Annotated in this window: 12 protein-coding genes; 5 read left to right on the top strand and 7 right to left on the bottom strand. The window is 68.4% G+C overall.

What is annotated here, in order from left to right:
* Positions 1-29: 29 nt before the first annotated feature.
* The 3 genes from KVT44_RS52945 to KVT44_RS52935 form a co-directional block, all read right to left on the bottom strand.
* The gene (locus KVT44_RS52945) at positions 30-941 is read right to left on the bottom strand and encodes a carbohydrate ABC transporter permease (protein ID WP_217576039.1); all 912 of its coding nucleotides are present in this window, start codon (positions 939-941) and stop codon (positions 30-32) included.
* Complete coding sequence (locus KVT44_RS52940) at positions 941-1,786, bottom strand: carbohydrate ABC transporter permease (protein ID WP_217576069.1); 846 nt, start codon at positions 1,784-1,786, stop codon at positions 941-943. Before KVT44_RS52940 ends, KVT44_RS52945 begins: the two co-directional genes overlap by 1 nt.
* A gap of 80 nt (positions 1,787-1,866) precedes the next feature.
* Positions 1,867-3,186, bottom strand: a complete 1,320-nt coding sequence (locus tag KVT44_RS52935) for an extracellular solute-binding protein (RefSeq protein WP_217576037.1) — start codon at positions 3,184-3,186, stop codon at positions 1,867-1,869.
* Between the two features lie 204 nt (positions 3,187-3,390).
* Between KVT44_RS52935 and KVT44_RS52930 the strand changes: the two genes are divergently transcribed.
* Positions 3,391-4,422, top strand: coding sequence for a LacI family DNA-binding transcriptional regulator (locus KVT44_RS52930; RefSeq protein ID WP_217576035.1), 1,032 nt, complete (start codon positions 3,391-3,393; stop codon positions 4,420-4,422).
* A 42-nt stretch (positions 4,423-4,464) separates the two neighbouring features.
* A complete protein-coding gene (locus KVT44_RS52925; protein ID WP_217576033.1) occupies positions 4,465-6,771 on the top strand; it encodes a glycoside hydrolase family 3 N-terminal domain-containing protein in 2,307 nt (768 codons plus the stop codon).
* A gap of 59 nt (positions 6,772-6,830) precedes the next feature.
* On the opposite strand, the gene KVT44_RS52920 is transcribed toward KVT44_RS52925, so the two are convergent.
* From KVT44_RS52920 to KVT44_RS52905, 4 genes are all read right to left on the bottom strand, one after another.
* Positions 6,831-7,331 (bottom strand): luciferase family protein, encoded by a 501-nt coding sequence (locus tag KVT44_RS52920; RefSeq protein WP_217576031.1) that lies wholly within the window; start codon positions 7,329-7,331, stop codon positions 6,831-6,833.
* Positions 7,332-7,493: 162 nt separating this feature from the next.
* Positions 7,494-8,921, bottom strand: a complete 1,428-nt coding sequence (locus KVT44_RS52915) for an amidohydrolase family protein (protein ID WP_217576029.1) — start codon at positions 8,919-8,921, stop codon at positions 7,494-7,496.
* 1,094 nt (positions 8,922-10,015) lie between these two features.
* Positions 10,016-11,650 (bottom strand): multicopper oxidase family protein, encoded by a 1,635-nt coding sequence (locus tag KVT44_RS52910; RefSeq protein WP_217576027.1) that lies wholly within the window; start codon positions 11,648-11,650, stop codon positions 10,016-10,018.
* Between the two features lie 75 nt (positions 11,651-11,725).
* The gene (locus KVT44_RS52905; protein WP_217576025.1) at positions 11,726-12,154 is read right to left on the bottom strand and encodes a DUF6153 family protein; all 429 of its coding nucleotides are present in this window, start codon (positions 12,152-12,154) and stop codon (positions 11,726-11,728) included.
* Positions 12,155-12,270: 116 nt separating this feature from the next.
* Between KVT44_RS52905 and KVT44_RS61325 the strand changes: the two genes are divergently transcribed.
* The 3 genes from KVT44_RS61325 (at position 12,271) to KVT44_RS52890 (ending at position 15,196) form a co-directional block, all read left to right on the top strand.
* Positions 12,271-12,390, top strand: a complete 120-nt coding sequence (locus KVT44_RS61325) for an SDR family oxidoreductase (protein ID WP_217576068.1) — start codon at positions 12,271-12,273, stop codon at positions 12,388-12,390.
* A 138-nt stretch (positions 12,391-12,528) separates the two neighbouring features.
* The gene (locus tag KVT44_RS52895; RefSeq protein ID WP_217576023.1) at positions 12,529-14,892 is read left to right on the top strand and encodes a SpoIIE family protein phosphatase; all 2,364 of its coding nucleotides are present in this window, start codon (positions 12,529-12,531) and stop codon (positions 14,890-14,892) included.
* 127 nt (positions 14,893-15,019) lie between these two features.
* Positions 15,020-15,196, top strand: coding sequence for a hypothetical protein (locus KVT44_RS52890; RefSeq protein ID WP_217576021.1), 177 nt, complete (start codon positions 15,020-15,022; stop codon positions 15,194-15,196).
* Positions 15,197-15,588 lie beyond the last annotated feature (392 nt).

Here is a 15,588-nt window from a genome sequence, read left to right as displayed (position 1 = left end):
CCCTTCCGTAGAACGCGGATGCCGTGAGCTCACTTGCCGAATCCGGCAGTGAGACCGCTGATGAGCTGACGGCGGCCGATGGCGTAGAGAGCGAGGATCGGCAGCGTGGAGAGAACGACCGCGGCCAGAATCGCCGGCACGTTGATCGTGAACTGACCCTGGAAGCTCCAGACGAACAGCGGCAGGACGCGCTTGTCGGGACTCTGGGTGAGGATCAGCGGGAACAAGAAGCCGTTCCAGACGTTGAGCGCGTCGTAGATCGTGACCGTGATCAACGCCGGTCGGGACAGAGGAAGGGCCAGGTTCCACAGCATGCGCCAGTGGCCGGCGCCTTCGGCACGCATCGACTCGTACAGCTCGTCGGGGATGTCCCGCAGGAAGTTGACCAGAATGATCACGGTGATCGGGATCGCGAAGGCCGCTGAGGGCAGCACGATCGCGAGCAGGGTGTCGTACATCTGCGCTTTCGCGATCAGGTAGTACACCGGGATGATCGTGGCCTGCAACGGGATGGCGAGACCCACCAGGAAGACGCTGAACGTCCAGCGCAGCGCGCGGCTGGTACCGCGCACGATGGCGTAGGCGGCGAGGAATGACACCGACAGGGTGAGCAGGGTCGCGCCCGTCGTCACCAGCAGGCTGTTGAGCAGGTAGTGCCCGAAGCCGTTGTCGAGGACCTGGCGGTAGTTCTGCAGGGTCGGGTGCGAGGGGACGGAGAGCGGGTTGGCGTCGAAGTAGCCTTCGCGGGTGCGCAAGCTGGTGACGACGACCCAGTACACGGGCACGAGCACGATCACCAGCCACACCAGGCCGCCCAGCGCGCCGAGCGGGTTGGTACGGCGCAACCGCCACAGACGGCCGCGGTCCGGCCCATGTGCGGGTGTTGCGGGCGGCGGTGCGGCGGGCGAGTCGGTGGACGGGGCATGGGAGAGCGCGGACATCACATACCTGCCTGCTGGCTTCGCATCCGGCTGAAACCGGAGAACCGGACGAGGGCTAGAGAGAGGACCAGTCCGGCCACGACGAGCACCACTGAGATAGCACTGGCGAGACCCATCTGGTTGCTCTGGAAGCCGGTGATGTACATGTCGAGCGGCAGGATGCGGGTGGAGTAGCCGGGACCGCCGCCGGTGAGCACGAACACCAGGTCGAAATAGGTGAGGGAGCCTACGGTCATCAGCGTCGAGGACGTGACGATCGTGTAGCGCAGCTGGGGCAGCGTGATGTGCCAGAACTGCTTGATCCGACCCGCTCCGTCGATCGCGGCGGCCTCGTACAGCGAGACCGGGATCTGCCGGGCCCCTGCCTGGTAGAGCAGGGTATGGAAGGGCAGGAACTGCCAGGAGATGACGAACACAACTGCATAGAAGGCAAGTTGGGGGTCGCCCAGCCAGTCCTTGTCAAGCAGCGGCAGGTGGAGCGTCGCCCCCAGGCCGAAGTTCGGGTCGAGCAGGTTCTTGAAGATGATGGCGATCGCTGCCGTGGAGATCAGCAGCGGGACGAAGTAGAAGACGGCGAGCAGCGCGCGGTAGCGCTGCTTCCCGGCCACGAACACGCCCAGCATCAGGGCGAGCGGAGTCTGCACCGCCCAGGAGATGACCATCATCTTGAGAGTGAGCCACAGGGCGTGCCGAGTGACGTCGCTGGTGAGGGCCTCGTGCCAGTTGTCGAACCCGGCCCAGGCGGGGCTGCCCAGGCCGTCCCAGCGGGTGAAGCTCAGGTAGACCACGATCGCCATCGGCACGAGGGCGAACAGGGCGAACAGCAACAGCGCGGGCAGGGCCATGAGGAACGGCGGGCCGTCGCCGCGCGAGCGGCGTGCGCAGCCGCGCTTACGGGGTGGCGCCTTCGAGGCGCTGGACAGCGTCACTTCGCCGTCGCCTGGTCCATCTGGGCACAGAACTGCTGCGGGCTGATCTGGCCGAGGAAGAGCTGGTCGAGGTGGGTGAGGAGGGTGTCACCGAGCGCGGGCGTGAGCGCCTGGTCCCAGGAGAGCTGGAAGTTCTTCGCGTCGCGGGTCAGGTTGTAGACGTACGTCGACCAGTCCGCGTTGGCCGAGGCCTTGATCTTGGCGTCGAGGTCCTTCACCGGCGGGACGTCGCCGTTCTTGAGGAGGCTGTCGACGTAACTGTCGTTGTAAACGCCGTCCTTGAGGTACGAGACCGCGTTCTTCTTGTCCTTGGCTCCGGCCTGGGCGGAGACGGAGAAGAAGTTGGCGGGGTTGCCGACGATGTTGGTGGCATCGCCCTTGCCGCCCGCGACGGCCGGGAAGCCGCTCCAGCCGAGGTTGCCGTCGGAGACGAACTTCGGCGAGCCGGTGGCCATGGTGCCGTACGCCCAGCTGCCCTGAAGGATCATCGCGGCCTTGCCCGTGTACACCTGCGCCTCGGCCTGTCCGGTGTCGGCGGAGACAGAGGTGAAGCCCTTGGAGAAGCCGCCCGCGTCCACCAGTTGCTTGATCATCTGGGCCGCCTTGAGAACTGCCGGGTCGGACCATGCGCCCTTGTTGCCGGCGGCGATGTTGGCGAAGGTGTCGGGGCCGCCTACGCGGTCGACGAGGTACTCCAGCCACATAAGGTCGGGCCACTTCGAGGCGCCGCCCATCGACAGCGGGGCGATGCCCTTCGCCTTGAGCTTCGCGACCAGGGTGAGCAGGTCGTCCCAGGTCTTGGGCGGCTGAGCGCCGACCTTCCCCAGGAGTTCCTTGTTGTAGTACAGGACCACCGGCTGCACGCCGTTGACGGGGACGCCATAGACCTTGCCGTCGATGGTGGCGGCCTTCAGCACCGATGGGAAGATGCGGTTCTTCCACTGTGGGTTCTGGTCGAGGTCGGACGTGAGGTCGGCGACCTTGCCGGCCTTGACGTAGTCGCCGAGCGCGCCGCCGCCCCAGTTCTCGAAGAGCACCGGACCGTTGCCCGCGCCGACCGCGGTGCGCAGCTTCTGCTTGTACGGGTCATTCTGGAAGAACTGGTAGTTGACCTTGCTGTCGGGGTGGGCCTTGTTCCACTCCGTGGCCGAGGCGCGGAAGGTCGCCTCGGATCCCTGCGTCAGGGCCCAGACCAGCGCGCCGTCGCCGGAGCCCGAGCCGGTGCTGCGGCCGCTGCTGCCGCAGGCCGATACCGTCAGGGCGAGGGCCGCCGCGCCGGCGGTCATGAGGATGCGGGTGGGGATTCTCGTGGCCATCGTGAGCTCCTTAGCTCTTCAGAGGCTCGAAAGACGCTTCGCGGCTCGAAAGTTTTCGAAACCTCTGCGTTTCATGGCCGACAAAGTAGGTCGCACTTTCGGCCAGGTCAAGATGTCTGGTGGATTAATCTTCAGCACAAATCAGACGCTGGACCGGTGCGAAAGCTTGCGCTAACGTCCCCGTAAGTCTTCGAAAGGACCAGCATGGCGAAGAGAGCCGTCGAGCGAGGTCGGACGACCCTGACCGGTATCGCCGAAGCGGCCGGGGTGTCGGTGGCCACCGTGTCCAAGGTGGTCAACGGCCGCAGTGACGTCTCCCCCGAGACCCGGGCGCGTATCGAGCGGCTGCTCGTCGAGCACGACTACGTCGCCCGTGGGCCAGGCGGTGCCCAGTCGCAGGTGCGCACCATCGACCTCACCTTCGACCAGTTGGTCAACCCCAACAACCTGGTGATCACCCAAGGCGTGACGGAGGCGGCGACCGAGGCCGGCGTCGACGTCGTCATCGGTGTCACTCCCGACGATCCGCTGGGCGCTACCTGGGCCAGGAAGATCACGAACGCGGGGCGGGAGGGCCTCATCCTGGTGACCTCCGAAGTGACGCCGCAGCAGCGGGCCCAGTTCGCGCAGTCGGGCATTCCGCTCGTCCTGATCGATCCGATGAACGTGCCCGACGAGAATGTGCCGAGCATCGGGGCCACCAACTTCAGCGGCGGCATGGCCGCCACCGAGCACCTGCTCAAGCTCGGTCACCGCCGTATCGCGATGATCGAGGGTCGGCACGACTCCCTGTGCAACACCGCCCGGCTGCACGGCTACCACGCCGCCCTCACCGGCGCCGGCATCACGCCGGACCCGCGGCTCATCAAGCCGGGCGCCTTCCGGTTCGAACCCGCCTACCAGGCCGCCCTGGAACTCTTCGCTCTGGACGATCCGCCCACGGCCGTCTTCGCCGGCAACGACCTCGAGGCGTTCGGTGTCATTGAAGCCGCCCGCGTGAACGGCCTGCGCGTACCGGAGGATGTGAGCGTCGTCGGCTTCGACGACACCGCCGCGGCCGCCACCTCTGCCCCTCCCCTGACCACCGTCCGCCAGCCCTTCGCCGAGATCGGCCGCGCCGCACTGCGCAGCCTGCTTCGGCTCGCCGCGGGACAGCCCCTGGACAGCCACCGGCTGGAACTCGCCACCCAGTTGGTGGTCCGGGCCTCCACGGCACCTCCGCCCAGCCACACCTGACCCCACACCGGCGCCATGCGCCGCCAGCTCAAGGGAAGCACCATGACCACACCCTGGGCCGATCCGGCCTGCCCGCGCGACGACAGGGTCGAGGCCCTCCTCGCGGAGATGACCCTGGAGGAGAAGCTCGCCCAGCTCGGCAGCGCCTGGCCCGGCGTCGAACGCGTCAGTGGCAACGTCGCACCGATGCAGGACGTTTTCGCCCGCCACACGGAGTTCGCCTCGGCCAGCAAGGACGGCCTGGGCCACCTGACCAGGCCGTTCGGCACACGCCCCGTTGAACCGGCCGAGGGCGCACGTCAGCTCGCCAACCTCCAACGTGACCTGATGGACAACACCCGCCTGGGTATTCCGGCCATCGCGCACGAGGAGTGCCTGACCGGATTCACCACCTACCGCGCCACCGTCTTCCCCACGGCCCTGGCCTGGGCGGCCACCTTCGCTCCCGACCTGGTGGAGCGGATGGCCCACGCGATCGGCACCAGCATGCGCCGGGTGGGCGTGCACCAGGGCCTCTCCCCCGTCCTGGACGTCGTACGCGACTACCGCTGGGGCCGGGTCGAGGAGACCCTCGGCGAGGACCCGTATCTCGTCGGTATGACCGGCAGCGCTTACGTACGTGGGCTGGAGAGCGCCGGGATCATCGCCACGCTGAAGCACTTCGCGGGGTACTCGGCCTCCAAGGGCGCACGCAACCACGCCCCGGTCTCCATGGGGCGCCGGGAGTTCACCGACGTGATCCTGCCTCCGTTCGAGATGGCACTGCGGGAGGGCGGGGCGCGCTCGGTGATGAACTCCTACTCCGACGTCGACGGCATGCCGGCCGGCGCGGACCCGTCGTTGCTCACCGGGATCCTGCGCGAGGAATGGGGATTCGACGGCACGGTCGTATCCGACTACTGGTCGATCGCCTTCCTGCGCACCATGCACCGGATCGCCGCCACGGAGGGCGAGGCCGGCGCCCGCGCCTTGGCGGCCGGGATCGACGTCGAACTCCCCGACACCCTGTGTTACGGCGAACCCCTCGCCGAACTCGTCCGGGCCGGCACCGTCGCCGAGGACCTGGTCGACCGCGCCGTACGGCGCGTCCTGCGCCAGAAGGCCGAACTCGGACTGCTCGACGCCGGCTTCACTCCCGAGGTCGATGTCGAGGAGCCGATCGACTTCGATCCGCCGACCCATCGCGCGATCGCCCGTGAGCTCGCCGAGCAGAGCATCGTCCTCCTCGACAACCACGACGGCATCCTGCCTCTGAGCCAGGACACCCCGTCCATCGCCCTCATAGGGCCCTGCGCCAACGACTCCAACGCCTTCTTCGGCTGCTACTCCTTCCCCAATCACGTCCTGCCCCACCACCCCGGCTACGACAACGGCATCGAGACGAGCTCGCTGCTCGACGCCCTCGCCGCCGAGTTGCCGGAGACCCGGATCGCGTACGAACAGGGCTGCCCGGTCAAGGACATCGACCGCAGTGGTTTTGACGCGGCGGTCGATCAGGCCCGGGAGGCGGACGTGTGCATCGCCGTCGTCGGCGACCGCGCCGGACTGTTCGGCCTCGGCACCTCCGGCGAAGGCTGCGACGCGGAGGACCTCGCGCTGCCCGGCGTCCAGGACGAGCTGGTCGAGGCGCTGCTGGCCACCGGCACCCCGGTCGTACTGCTCGTCGTCTCCGGCCGGCCCTACGCGCTGGGTGCATACGCCGACCGCGCGGCCGCCGTCGTCCAGGCCTTCTTCCCCGGCGAGGAGGGCGGATCCGCGCTGGCGGGCGTACTGTCCGGCCGGGTCACTCCCTCGGGCAAGCTCCCCGTACAGGTCCCCAGGAGCAGGGGCGGCCAGCCGGCCACCTACCTGCACGCCCCGCTGGGCGGCAACAGCGAGGGCGTGAGCAACCTCAACCCCACCCCGGCGTATCCCTTCGGCCACGGACTGTCGTACACGACGTTCGCCTACGAGGGTCTGGAACTCGGGGCCGAGACGATCCCGACCGACGGCGAGGCCGAGATCAGCTGCCTGGTACGCAACACCGGTGACCGGATCGGCTCGGAGGTCGTCCAGCTCTACACCGCCGACCCCGTCGCACAACTGCCCCGGCCCGTCACACAGTTGAGCGGATTCACCCGCATCCGCCTCGCTCCCGGCGAACAACGCCGGGTCACTTTCCGCCTGCACGCGGACCGGCTGGCCTACACCGGAGCGGACATGCGCCGCACCGTCGAACCGGGCGAGATCTCGGTGATGGTCGGTTCGTCCAGCACCGATGTCCGGCTGCGCGGAACGTTCCACCTGATCGGTCCCGTTCGCACGGTCGGCGCCGAGCGTGTCCTGCGCACGGCGGTGGAAGTGGACTGAAACCGCAACGGCTGCCCGGTCCGTCACATCGCGGTGACGGACCGGGCAGCCATTCAGTCTCACGCGCGGGATGGCGATACCTGACCGCATGCGAAGGCGTGACTGTCCTGGACGAGCTGCCAGATGACGGCGAGTTCGCTTTCATCCTGCGGCCCGTACAGCATCACCCAGGTCTCGGGTCCCAGGCCCATGGTCACGACCGGATGCGCTTCCGCCCATCCGCTCCGGACCGCCTCCGCGGCGCGATCGGGCGGCAGCGCCACGTGCAGGCTTCCGCTGCCGTCGCCGTGCAGGTGGGCAAACTCGGTTCCGACCATGAACGCATCATCGGGCCCTAGGGCGAGCGCCGGATCAAGGTGCAGGGCCCGCGTCTGCGGCAGTGAGATGCCACTGCGGCCGCTCGTCACGCCCCGCAATCCTGTCATCAGGTGCCACAACTCTTCGTTGAAGGCCGGTGGTGCGTGCTGGTCGAGCTGCACGTGGGGAGTGGCGGGGGTCGTGCGCGGGCGGCGGCCAGGACGCTCGGGCAGGTAGGTGTCTCTCGCCGTGTCGGTACTCATGTCATCTCCTTGCACTCGGGGAAACTGTTGGTCAGCCGGGATGTGGTGTGTCGTACGACAACTGGGCGGCACGCTGGTGCGCGACGCACAGCGGTTACCAAAGGGATACCGAGGTCGTCGACCGATCGTCGTGGTCGACGGATCACGGCGCCCGCTCCGCCGTCAGAAGATGCCGCGCCACGCGGCATCGACCAATTCGGCGGGCAGGGCCGCAAAGCGCCTGCGGATGGCGTCCAGCGACTCGGCGGACCGTCGGGCGAGGTCGGCGGTGTCGATGCCGACGAGTCGCCCCGCGTACTTGCGGATCTCGCCGTCGACGAGCACCGTCTCCACGTCGCCGGGTCCGGTGTAGTGGACCAGTGTGGCCACAGGGTCGGCACCGGGACGGGCTCGTACCGGGTCCGGGAGGACGACCGCGACGTTCGCACGCTTCCCCGGGGTGAGGGAGCCCACCTCGTCCTGGAGTCCGACGGCCCGGGCCCCGACGCTGGTCGCCAATTCGAGTACGGTGCGCGCGGGCTGCACCTCCTGCGGAATGCCGCCTGTCATGACGGCTGCGTCCCGGCGCTCGGCTGCCAGCAATGCCCGGGCCTCGCCAAGGATGTCGGCCTGCGCGTAACAGGTGGTGTCGACGCCGAGAGCCGCTGCTCCGCCCCGGCCGACGATCCGACGGGCAAGGAACGGCCCGAAGCCCATGCCGCCCTCCGTGCCCGGGGTGGTGACCAGGCCGATGCGCGCACGGGCCATGACGTCGAGGTCGTCTTCGTTGAGCTGGTTGCAGTGCGACAGCACCGTCACCCCTCGAAAGAGCCCTTCCCCGACAAGCTGCTTGAGCGTGGAGACGTACTGGTCCCCGTGCACCAGAGCGTTCCAATGCCCGGTGACGAGCGCCGGCTCCAGGGATCGGACGCGTTCGAGGAGGGGCCGGATCATGTCGAGCGGCAGGTAGGGGGCCGTCTCGGGCAGGGCCACACCAAGCCTGAGGCGGTGGGAGCCGGCCCGGTCCAGGTCGGTCAGCGTCTTGCGAACGCTATGGAAGCGCTCGCCGTGTTCCGGGTCCGGCGCCCGGGTAAGGAGCTCTCGCAGTGCCTCCGGGGCGGCGGGTGCGTCCCTCAACCAGTCAGGAGCGTTCTGCAACGCGTAGGCGAAGTAGCCGCCCACGCCGCTGTCCCACAGACCACGCACCAGAGCGGTGCTGATATCGGCGGAGGTCTGGAGGTGACTGTGGTCGACGATGGTCGTGATGCCGGCGGAGATCGACTCCAGGCCGCCGAGTAGGTTGGCCAGATAGGCATCCTCGACGTCGAAGCAGCCGCCGTAGCCTCCGCGGACTAGGCGCATGTACGTCGGGAAACTCCAGTCGGTGGCGAGCCCGTGCAGCAGACTCTGCCAGGCGTGCCGGTGGCCGTCGACGAGTCCGGGCAGAACGATGCGGCCGCCCGCCTCCACCACATGTGCCCCACCCGCCGCCAGGTTCGGGGCGACGTCGACGATACGGCCGCCACGGACGAGTACATCCGCGTCGGGCAAGTCCCCGAGGTCGGGGTCCATCGTGACGACGTGGCCGCCGCGAATGAGGATGGCACTCATGGGCCCTCCCAGAAGTCATATCAGTCACATATGATTGGTCGACAAAGCTACACCACTTCGCGACGGAAACCCCTCCCCGGAGCCACGAGACCGACTAGGACACCAGAGGGCCCGTGCAGACGGCGCGAGCCGCTTCGACCTCAGCGAGATGCCGCCCCACCGACACGGCCGACTCCAAGGCCTCGCACTCGACCTGCGGCGACGATGACAGGCGCGATCAGGCAGAGCTCGGAATCCCGTTTGCCGTCCGACACGAACTCTCCACCGACATCTTTCGCATCCCCCAAAAACAGCCCAACGGCTCTACATACTGTTTAGGCGAGCAGTTACTTGGTCACCCATTGTTCCACCGAAGGATCTGATCACATGGTTCCCGACCCCACCGATGTGGGTGTCGGCATCGCCGAACGGCTCGCCGATGCCGGGGCGAACGTCGTCGCCGACCCCCAGGCGGTGCCCCCTGGTCGACACCGCCGTGCAGCTGTTCGGAACCGCTGTCGTCGTGGGCGGGGGCAATGCCGCTCACGTGGCCGACAACAGGAGGCCGGCCGTCGAGCTGGGCCCGCACGGCATCCGCGCCGTGTCCGCGCGGTGTCCGTCGCACCCACGCTCACCGAGACACCAGGGGTTGCGTACAAGCGCGAGATCGAGCAGCTCAACGACGTCTCGACGCCTAGGCCCTGTCGTTAAATTCCCGTCTGCCCCGCGACGCCATGCACGCGCCCCCAAGTTCTCGGCTTCGCTCGAACAGGGAGGGACCCCCTTCACCGCACCGGGCACAGACCCAAGTACATTCAGTACGAGGGCCTGTGCCCGGCACGCCGAGAGCACGCACCTGACGCCGCAGGGCCCGCCCTCCGCGTGGGCGACGGGAATGTGACGACAGGGCCTAGCGGACCCGCCCCGCTCGCGGATATCAGCAACCCGGCGGTGAATGCGAACAGCACGGTCGACCACGTCACCACAGGCTCCCTCCGGGGCTCGTTGCCCCGGTATCGGGACCGGGCCCGGCCGGCGCGGTCAGCCCGTTCCTCGGCAATGCCGAGGAACGGCAACGCGACCGGTGGGCCCGTCCAGGTGGCACGAGGAGAACGTCAGGCCTTGTAGGCCACGTTCGCCATCATCCCGGCCTCGCCGTGGTAGGCGTTGTGGCAGTGCATCATCCATTGGCCCGGGTTGTCGGCGTCGAGGAACACGGACACCGTCTTCTTGGGCAGCACGATCGTGGTGTCCTTGCGCGGCCCGGAGGTTCCGAGCTGGTACGTGTGGCCGTGCAGGTGCATCGGGTGCCACATCTCGGTCGTGTTGACGAAGTCGAGCCGTACCCGCTGGCCCTCCTCGATGACGATCGGGTGCGCCTCGGGATTCTTCATGTCGAACGGCGTGCCGTTGATGGCCCAGTTGTACTTCATCATGTTGCCGGTCAGCTTGATCTGGTGCGTGACGTCGGTCTTCGAGGACTTGAGACGCACATCGTCGGCGGCCCGCAGCTGGGACGCCGTCATGATCATGCCGTCGAGTTCCTGTGGACGGACGGATGCCTTCGGTGCGCTTCCGGAGCCTGTGCGCATCAGGGCCAGGCCGTTGGCGTTCTTGCCCTCGGCCAGGGAGACGAGCGGGAAGACGCCGTCGCCGAGGGTGACGAGGACGTCGTAGCGTTCGCCCATGCCGACCAGCAGGGTGTCCACTTCCTGGTGCTGGACGGGGAAGCCGTCGGTGTGGGTGATGGTCAGTTTGTGGCCGCCGAGGGCGACCCGGTAGGCGGTGTCCGAGCCGGCGTTGATGATGCGCAGTCGTACCTTCTTGCCGGGCTTGCCGGTGTAGACATCCGGGTCGGTGGCCACGCGGCCGTTGATCAGGTGGTGCGGGTATTTCACGTCACCGGCGTCGCCGCCGAGCAGGCTGCTGGTGGCGCCCATGAGCATGAACTTCTTGGACATGCCGCCGGAGGAGGCGGAGGCCGAGGCGGAACCGCCCATGTCCATCCCGCCCATGTCACCCATGTCACCCATGCTGTCCGAGCTGCTGGGGCTCGGGTTGCTGCTCATGTCCATGCCGCTCATGTCGGCCATGCCCAGCTTGAGCTCGGAGAAGACCTCGTTGGGGGTGCCGGTGACGCCATCGAGCCAATCGTCGAGGAGGACGACCCACTCGTCGTCGTACGACAGGGGCTCCTTGGGGTCCTCGACGATCAGCGGGGCGTACAGGCCACGGTCGAGCTGGACGCCGACATGGGGGTGGAAGAAGTACGTACCCGGGGCGTCGGCGATGAACCTGTAGGTGAAGGTGGATCCGGCCCGGACTGCGGTCTGTGTGGCCGGGGGCACGCCGTCCATGTCGTTGCGCAGGGCGATGCCGTGCCAGTGGATCGACGTGGCCGTCTTGTTCGGGAGCTGGTTGGACAGCTCGGCTATCAGAGTGTCGCCGACGGAGAGGCGTACCTCCTTGCCCGGCGTACGGCCGTCGAAGGCCCAGGTCTTGGGCATGACGCCGCCGCCCAGGTCGATCATCGCGGGTGACGCGGTCAGGGTGAGCTTCCGCTGCCGTCCACTGCTCGTGCGCTTCTTCTCGGCGGCGGCGACCGCCGAGGCGGTCGGGCTGACCAGGGCGTTGCCGCTGCCGCTGCCGGATCCGGTGTTACCGGAGCCGCCATTGCAGGCGGCGAGGGCGCCGGTTCCGGCGGCTCCGAGCCCGGCGAGCAGGACGGAGCGGCGGTTGATGCTGTTCATGACGTGGTGTCCTCTGTGTCGTAACTGCCGATGTGGTCGCGGAGGGACGGCACATCGCGCGCCGTCCGGCGCGGCCTAAATGCGCAGTTGAGAGAGGACGGACAGATCGGGCGGAGCTCTGCTCGCCACGGAGCCCGGTGCGCGTCGGGACGAGGCCCTCAGGAGATCGGCCGAGGCGTCGAACGCGCTCTGCCCCGGTATGGCGAGATGCACGGTGGTGATGCTCGCCGAGCTGCAGTGCTGCATGCCTGGCGTGGCGCATCCGCTGTCGTTGAGATTGTGTGTGGATGCGTCCGAGACGGACGACGCCGTGCCGTCCGGCAGCACGTGAGCGTCATGGGCTGCGCCCGGCATGGCCGCGTGGGCCGTGGCCGGCATCGGCGAGTCGGTCATCCCGGATATCTCATGATGGACGAGCACGGCCAGCGCGACGCACAGGGTGAGGAACACCCCGTACACACAGCGAACGGCTGAACCGCCGCTGTGCGCTGTCCGTATCCCCATGAGCTCCACCTTCACCGTGCGCACCGGACGCCGGAGTGGCCATCTTACCCCCCGGGGGTACCGGCCTTCGTGTCGCGGGTGCGGCGTGGACTCGCCTCTAGGGCGCTCAGCTTCCGCTGGGACACACGGACCGCCCCACCGACATCGCCCGCACCGTACCGTTCGCCGCCGGCGACCTGGCCGCCTTCGTCACCGGAACGGTCCTGGTCGTCGACGGAGGCGACCTGGCCTCCTGAACGAGGGATGCCGGTCGGACCCGCGCATCCGGTCGGCAGCCGTTCACGCTTCCTGACACGCGAACGACCGCCCGGCTTGCTGCCGGCCCGTGCCGCAGAGCATCTTTGACATAACCACAGGCCGGACAGGACACGACGATGAAGTCCCACGAGTCGCCCGGGCAGCGCCTTCCGTTGCCGCCCGGCACCGCCCTTGACACGGCCGTCGCGGTTGCGGTCGCGGACGCCGACGGCCGCATCACCCACTGGAGCGAAGGCGCGCGGAGGCTCTGGGGGCACACCGCACCGGAGATCGTCGGCAGACCGCTCGCCGACCTGTTCACCGAGGCGGAAGGCGGCCCCCGGCATCGCGACGGCCGGCCGCTGAATGCCCGGGTGCTCCTGGTTCCGCTCGCCGAGAAGGAAGGGGAAGCCAGCTTCCTACTCACGGCACTGCCCGCGCCGGCTCCGGACGCCGCAGGGCAGGAGCCGCTCAAAGAGTGGGCATTCGACCAGCACCCCTTCCCGCTGTCGGTCTACGGTCCGGACGCGCGAACACTCCATGCGAACGATGCGTTGGCGCGGGTGACGGGCTTCACTGCGGAGCAGACACGTGGCCGCCTCATCACCGAGGTCGTCCAGGGAGACCTGTACCAAGACACCGAACACCTCATCCGGCGGGTTCTCGAGACCGGCAAGCCGGACTTCGTCGAGCGCTTCCTCAGACTGCCGGGCGAGTCCAGGGCGCACGCCTGGGCAATGGACGTCTATCCGCTCAAGGACCCGTCCGGCCGGGTGCGTGGCGCGGCCGTGTCGGCGTACGACTACTCCGAGCAATACGACTCCCGGGAGCGGCTCGCCCTGCTGGGTGAGGCCCGCACCCGCATCGGCAGCAGCCTGGACGTGGCGGGCACCGCCCGCGAACTCACCGAGGTCACAGTGCCCCGCTTCGCGGACGTCGTCTGCGTCGACCTGCTCGATGCCGTCCTCCAGGGCGACCTGCCCCTCCCGGTCACGCCGGGCCCCGTCCTACTGCACCGGGCCGCTGTTAAGGCGGCGCACACGGTGTCCTGGCAGCACCCCGCCCCGGGCGAGACGACGCGCCATCCGGCCGAGTCGCCCGCCGCCCGATGCTTGGCCACCGGCCGCGCGGAACTGCGCCCCGTCACCGCCCCCGACATCCGCCGCTGGTTCGCCGAAGATCCCGTTCATGCGGCGCAGGCGCAGGAAGGCAGACTGCACTCGCTGATCGCGGTCCCCATCCGGTCGCGTGACACCGTCTTGGGAGCAGCCCTCTTCCTCAGATGCGCGCCGTTCCGCGAGCCGTTCACCGAAGATGACCTGGCCATCGCCGAGGACCTGATCACACGGGTCGCCATCTCTCTCGACAACGCGCGCAGGTTCACCCGCGAGCGCGGCGTCGCGCTGGCGCTGCAGCGTGCGCTGCTGCCGCCGAGCCCGACCCCTCACCCGGCCGCCGAGACGGCCGCCCGCTACCTTCCCGCGGGCGGTGACACCCAGGTGGGCGGTGACTGGTACGACGTGATTCCGCTGCCGGGAGCACGGGTCGGCCTGGTCGTCGGCGATGTCGTCGGCCACGGCATCGCCGCCTCAGCAACCATGGGGCGGCTCCGGACCGCGGTGCGCACCCTCGCAGACATCGACCTGCCGCCCGACGAACTCCTCACCCACCTCGACGACATCGTGACCCACGCCGCCGCCGAACGAAGCGACGCCACCGACGAGATCCCCGGCGATGTGGGAGCCACCTGTCTGTACGCGGTCTACGACCCTGTCGCCGGTACCTGTTCCCTCGCTCGCGCCGGCCATCCGGCTCCGGTCCTGGTCCGTCCGGACGGCACCAGTGAGGTCGTCGACGCGCCTGCCGGCCCACCGCTGGGACTGGGCAGCCTGCCGTTCGAGACAGCCGAGGTGACCGTGCCCGAGGGCAGCCTGCTCGCCCTGTTCACCAACGGCCTGCTGGTCTCCGACGACCTGGACGAGGGGACGGACGCGCTGCGCCGCGCCCTGATCCAGCGGTCCTCCTCGCTCGACGCGCTGTGCGACAGCGTCCTGCACACGCTGAACCCCGAACCGGGCGGCGATGACAGCACCTTGTTGCTGGCCAGGCCTCGCGTCTTCGGCGAGGACCGCGTTGCCGCCTGGGATGTGCCCGTCGATCCGGCCGCCGTGGCCGAGGCCCGTCGGCATGCCGCACAACAGCTCGCCTCATGGGGGCTGGAGCACATCGCGTTCGTCACGGAACTGGTCGTCAGCGAGTTGGTCACCAACGCCATCCGGCACGCCGCCGGACCGGTCCGTCTCCGGCTCATCAGGGACGAGACCCTGGTGTGTGAGGTCTCGGACGGCAGCAGCACCAGTCCGCACCTGCGGAGGGCACGGCTCCAGGACGAGGGCGGCCGTGGTCTGTTCATGGTGGCGGAATTGACCCAGCGCTGGGGTACGCGCCACACCCGGGCCGGGAAGACAATCTGGGCGGAGCAGGCTCTGCCGGAGGGGTGACGCCGGTCGAACGTCGGGTCAATGGCGACCTCAGTGCCCGGCGACAAGGCCCGGAAATCCAAGCGGCGAACGGCCACGCGGTCCAGAGCGTAGTGGAGAGTGAGGCAGCAAGCCCCATGCGGCCAACGTGAGCATGGCGCCCAGCAGCACCACCGAGGCGATCGGCATGCCGAGTGGCCCGAACCCGCGCAACAGCACCCCGTCCGCCGCGGCGGACGCCAACGTCGGCAGAGCCAAGACGACGGTGACCACGGTGAACGAGGCCGACAGTAAGCCGGTTAGCACTACGACGAAGGCGGCGTAGAACGCCGACAGTCCTGGCCGTGGGAGTCCAGCGCTACCAGGGGGCAGCACGTCCTTCACGTGAACCGCGTTGTCCGACCTCCCCGCAGAACCCGCCACCCCTCGTCACCCGCCACGTGCACATCGTTGTGGACGCCTGAACGGCACACGGCCGCTTCACGCGTCCCCGACGCACTGTCCGGAGTGGGTCGCTCCCCGTCACTTTCCGGATGAGTGAAGAGCATCACCTGTTCGAACAAATAAACCGCGCATCTCGCGCCAGAAGAGGTGGCCCAGCAGCCCAAACTGCACCCACTTAAGCACATTCCATCTCGAAGTGATGTGGATCACGTGTGGGGTGGGATGGGATTATGGGGTTTACTTGTTCGGACAGTAAATGGCTCTGGTGCAGCA

This window comes from Streptomyces sp. GbtcB7, from assembly GCF_019091445.1.
In the GTDB taxonomy this organism is placed as follows: Bacteria; Actinomycetota; Actinomycetes; order Streptomycetales; family Streptomycetaceae; genus Streptomyces; species Streptomyces mirabilis.
The sequence above is the reverse complement of the archived record's forward strand: the minus strand, read 5'-3'. Positions and strand labels throughout refer to the sequence as shown.

What these genes read in the sequence shown, in the direction of transcription:
- KVT44_RS52905 (WP_217576025.1), bottom strand. Translation starts at nt 12,154, where the DNA reads ATGGGGATACGGACAGCGCACAGCGGCGGTTCAGCCGTTCGCTGTGTG.
- KVT44_RS52940 (WP_217576069.1), bottom strand. Translation starts at nt 1,786, where the DNA reads ATGGCCCTGCCCGCGCTGTTGCTGTTCGCCCTGTTCGCCCTCGTGCCG.
- KVT44_RS52935 (WP_217576037.1), bottom strand. Translation starts at nt 3,186, where the DNA reads ATGGCCACGAGAATCCCCACCCGCATCCTCATGACCGCCGGCGCGGCG.
- KVT44_RS52925 (WP_217576033.1), top strand. Translation starts at nt 4,465, where the DNA reads ATGACCACACCCTGGGCCGATCCGGCCTGCCCGCGCGACGACAGGGTC.
- KVT44_RS52915 (WP_217576029.1), bottom strand. Translation starts at nt 8,921, where the DNA reads ATGAGTGCCATCCTCATTCGCGGCGGCCACGTCGTCACGATGGACCCC.
- KVT44_RS52945 (WP_217576039.1), bottom strand. Translation starts at nt 941, where the DNA reads ATGTCCGCGCTCTCCCATGCCCCGTCCACCGACTCGCCCGCCGCACCG.
- KVT44_RS52910 (WP_217576027.1), bottom strand. Translation starts at nt 11,650, where the DNA reads ATGAACAGCATCAACCGCCGCTCCGTCCTGCTCGCCGGGCTCGGAGCC.
- KVT44_RS52895 (WP_217576023.1), top strand. Translation starts at nt 12,529, where the DNA reads ATGAAGTCCCACGAGTCGCCCGGGCAGCGCCTTCCGTTGCCGCCCGGC.
- KVT44_RS52930 (WP_217576035.1), top strand. Translation starts at nt 3,391, where the DNA reads ATGGCGAAGAGAGCCGTCGAGCGAGGTCGGACGACCCTGACCGGTATC.
- KVT44_RS52920 (WP_217576031.1), bottom strand. Translation starts at nt 7,331, where the DNA reads ATGAGTACCGACACGGCGAGAGACACCTACCTGCCCGAGCGTCCTGGC.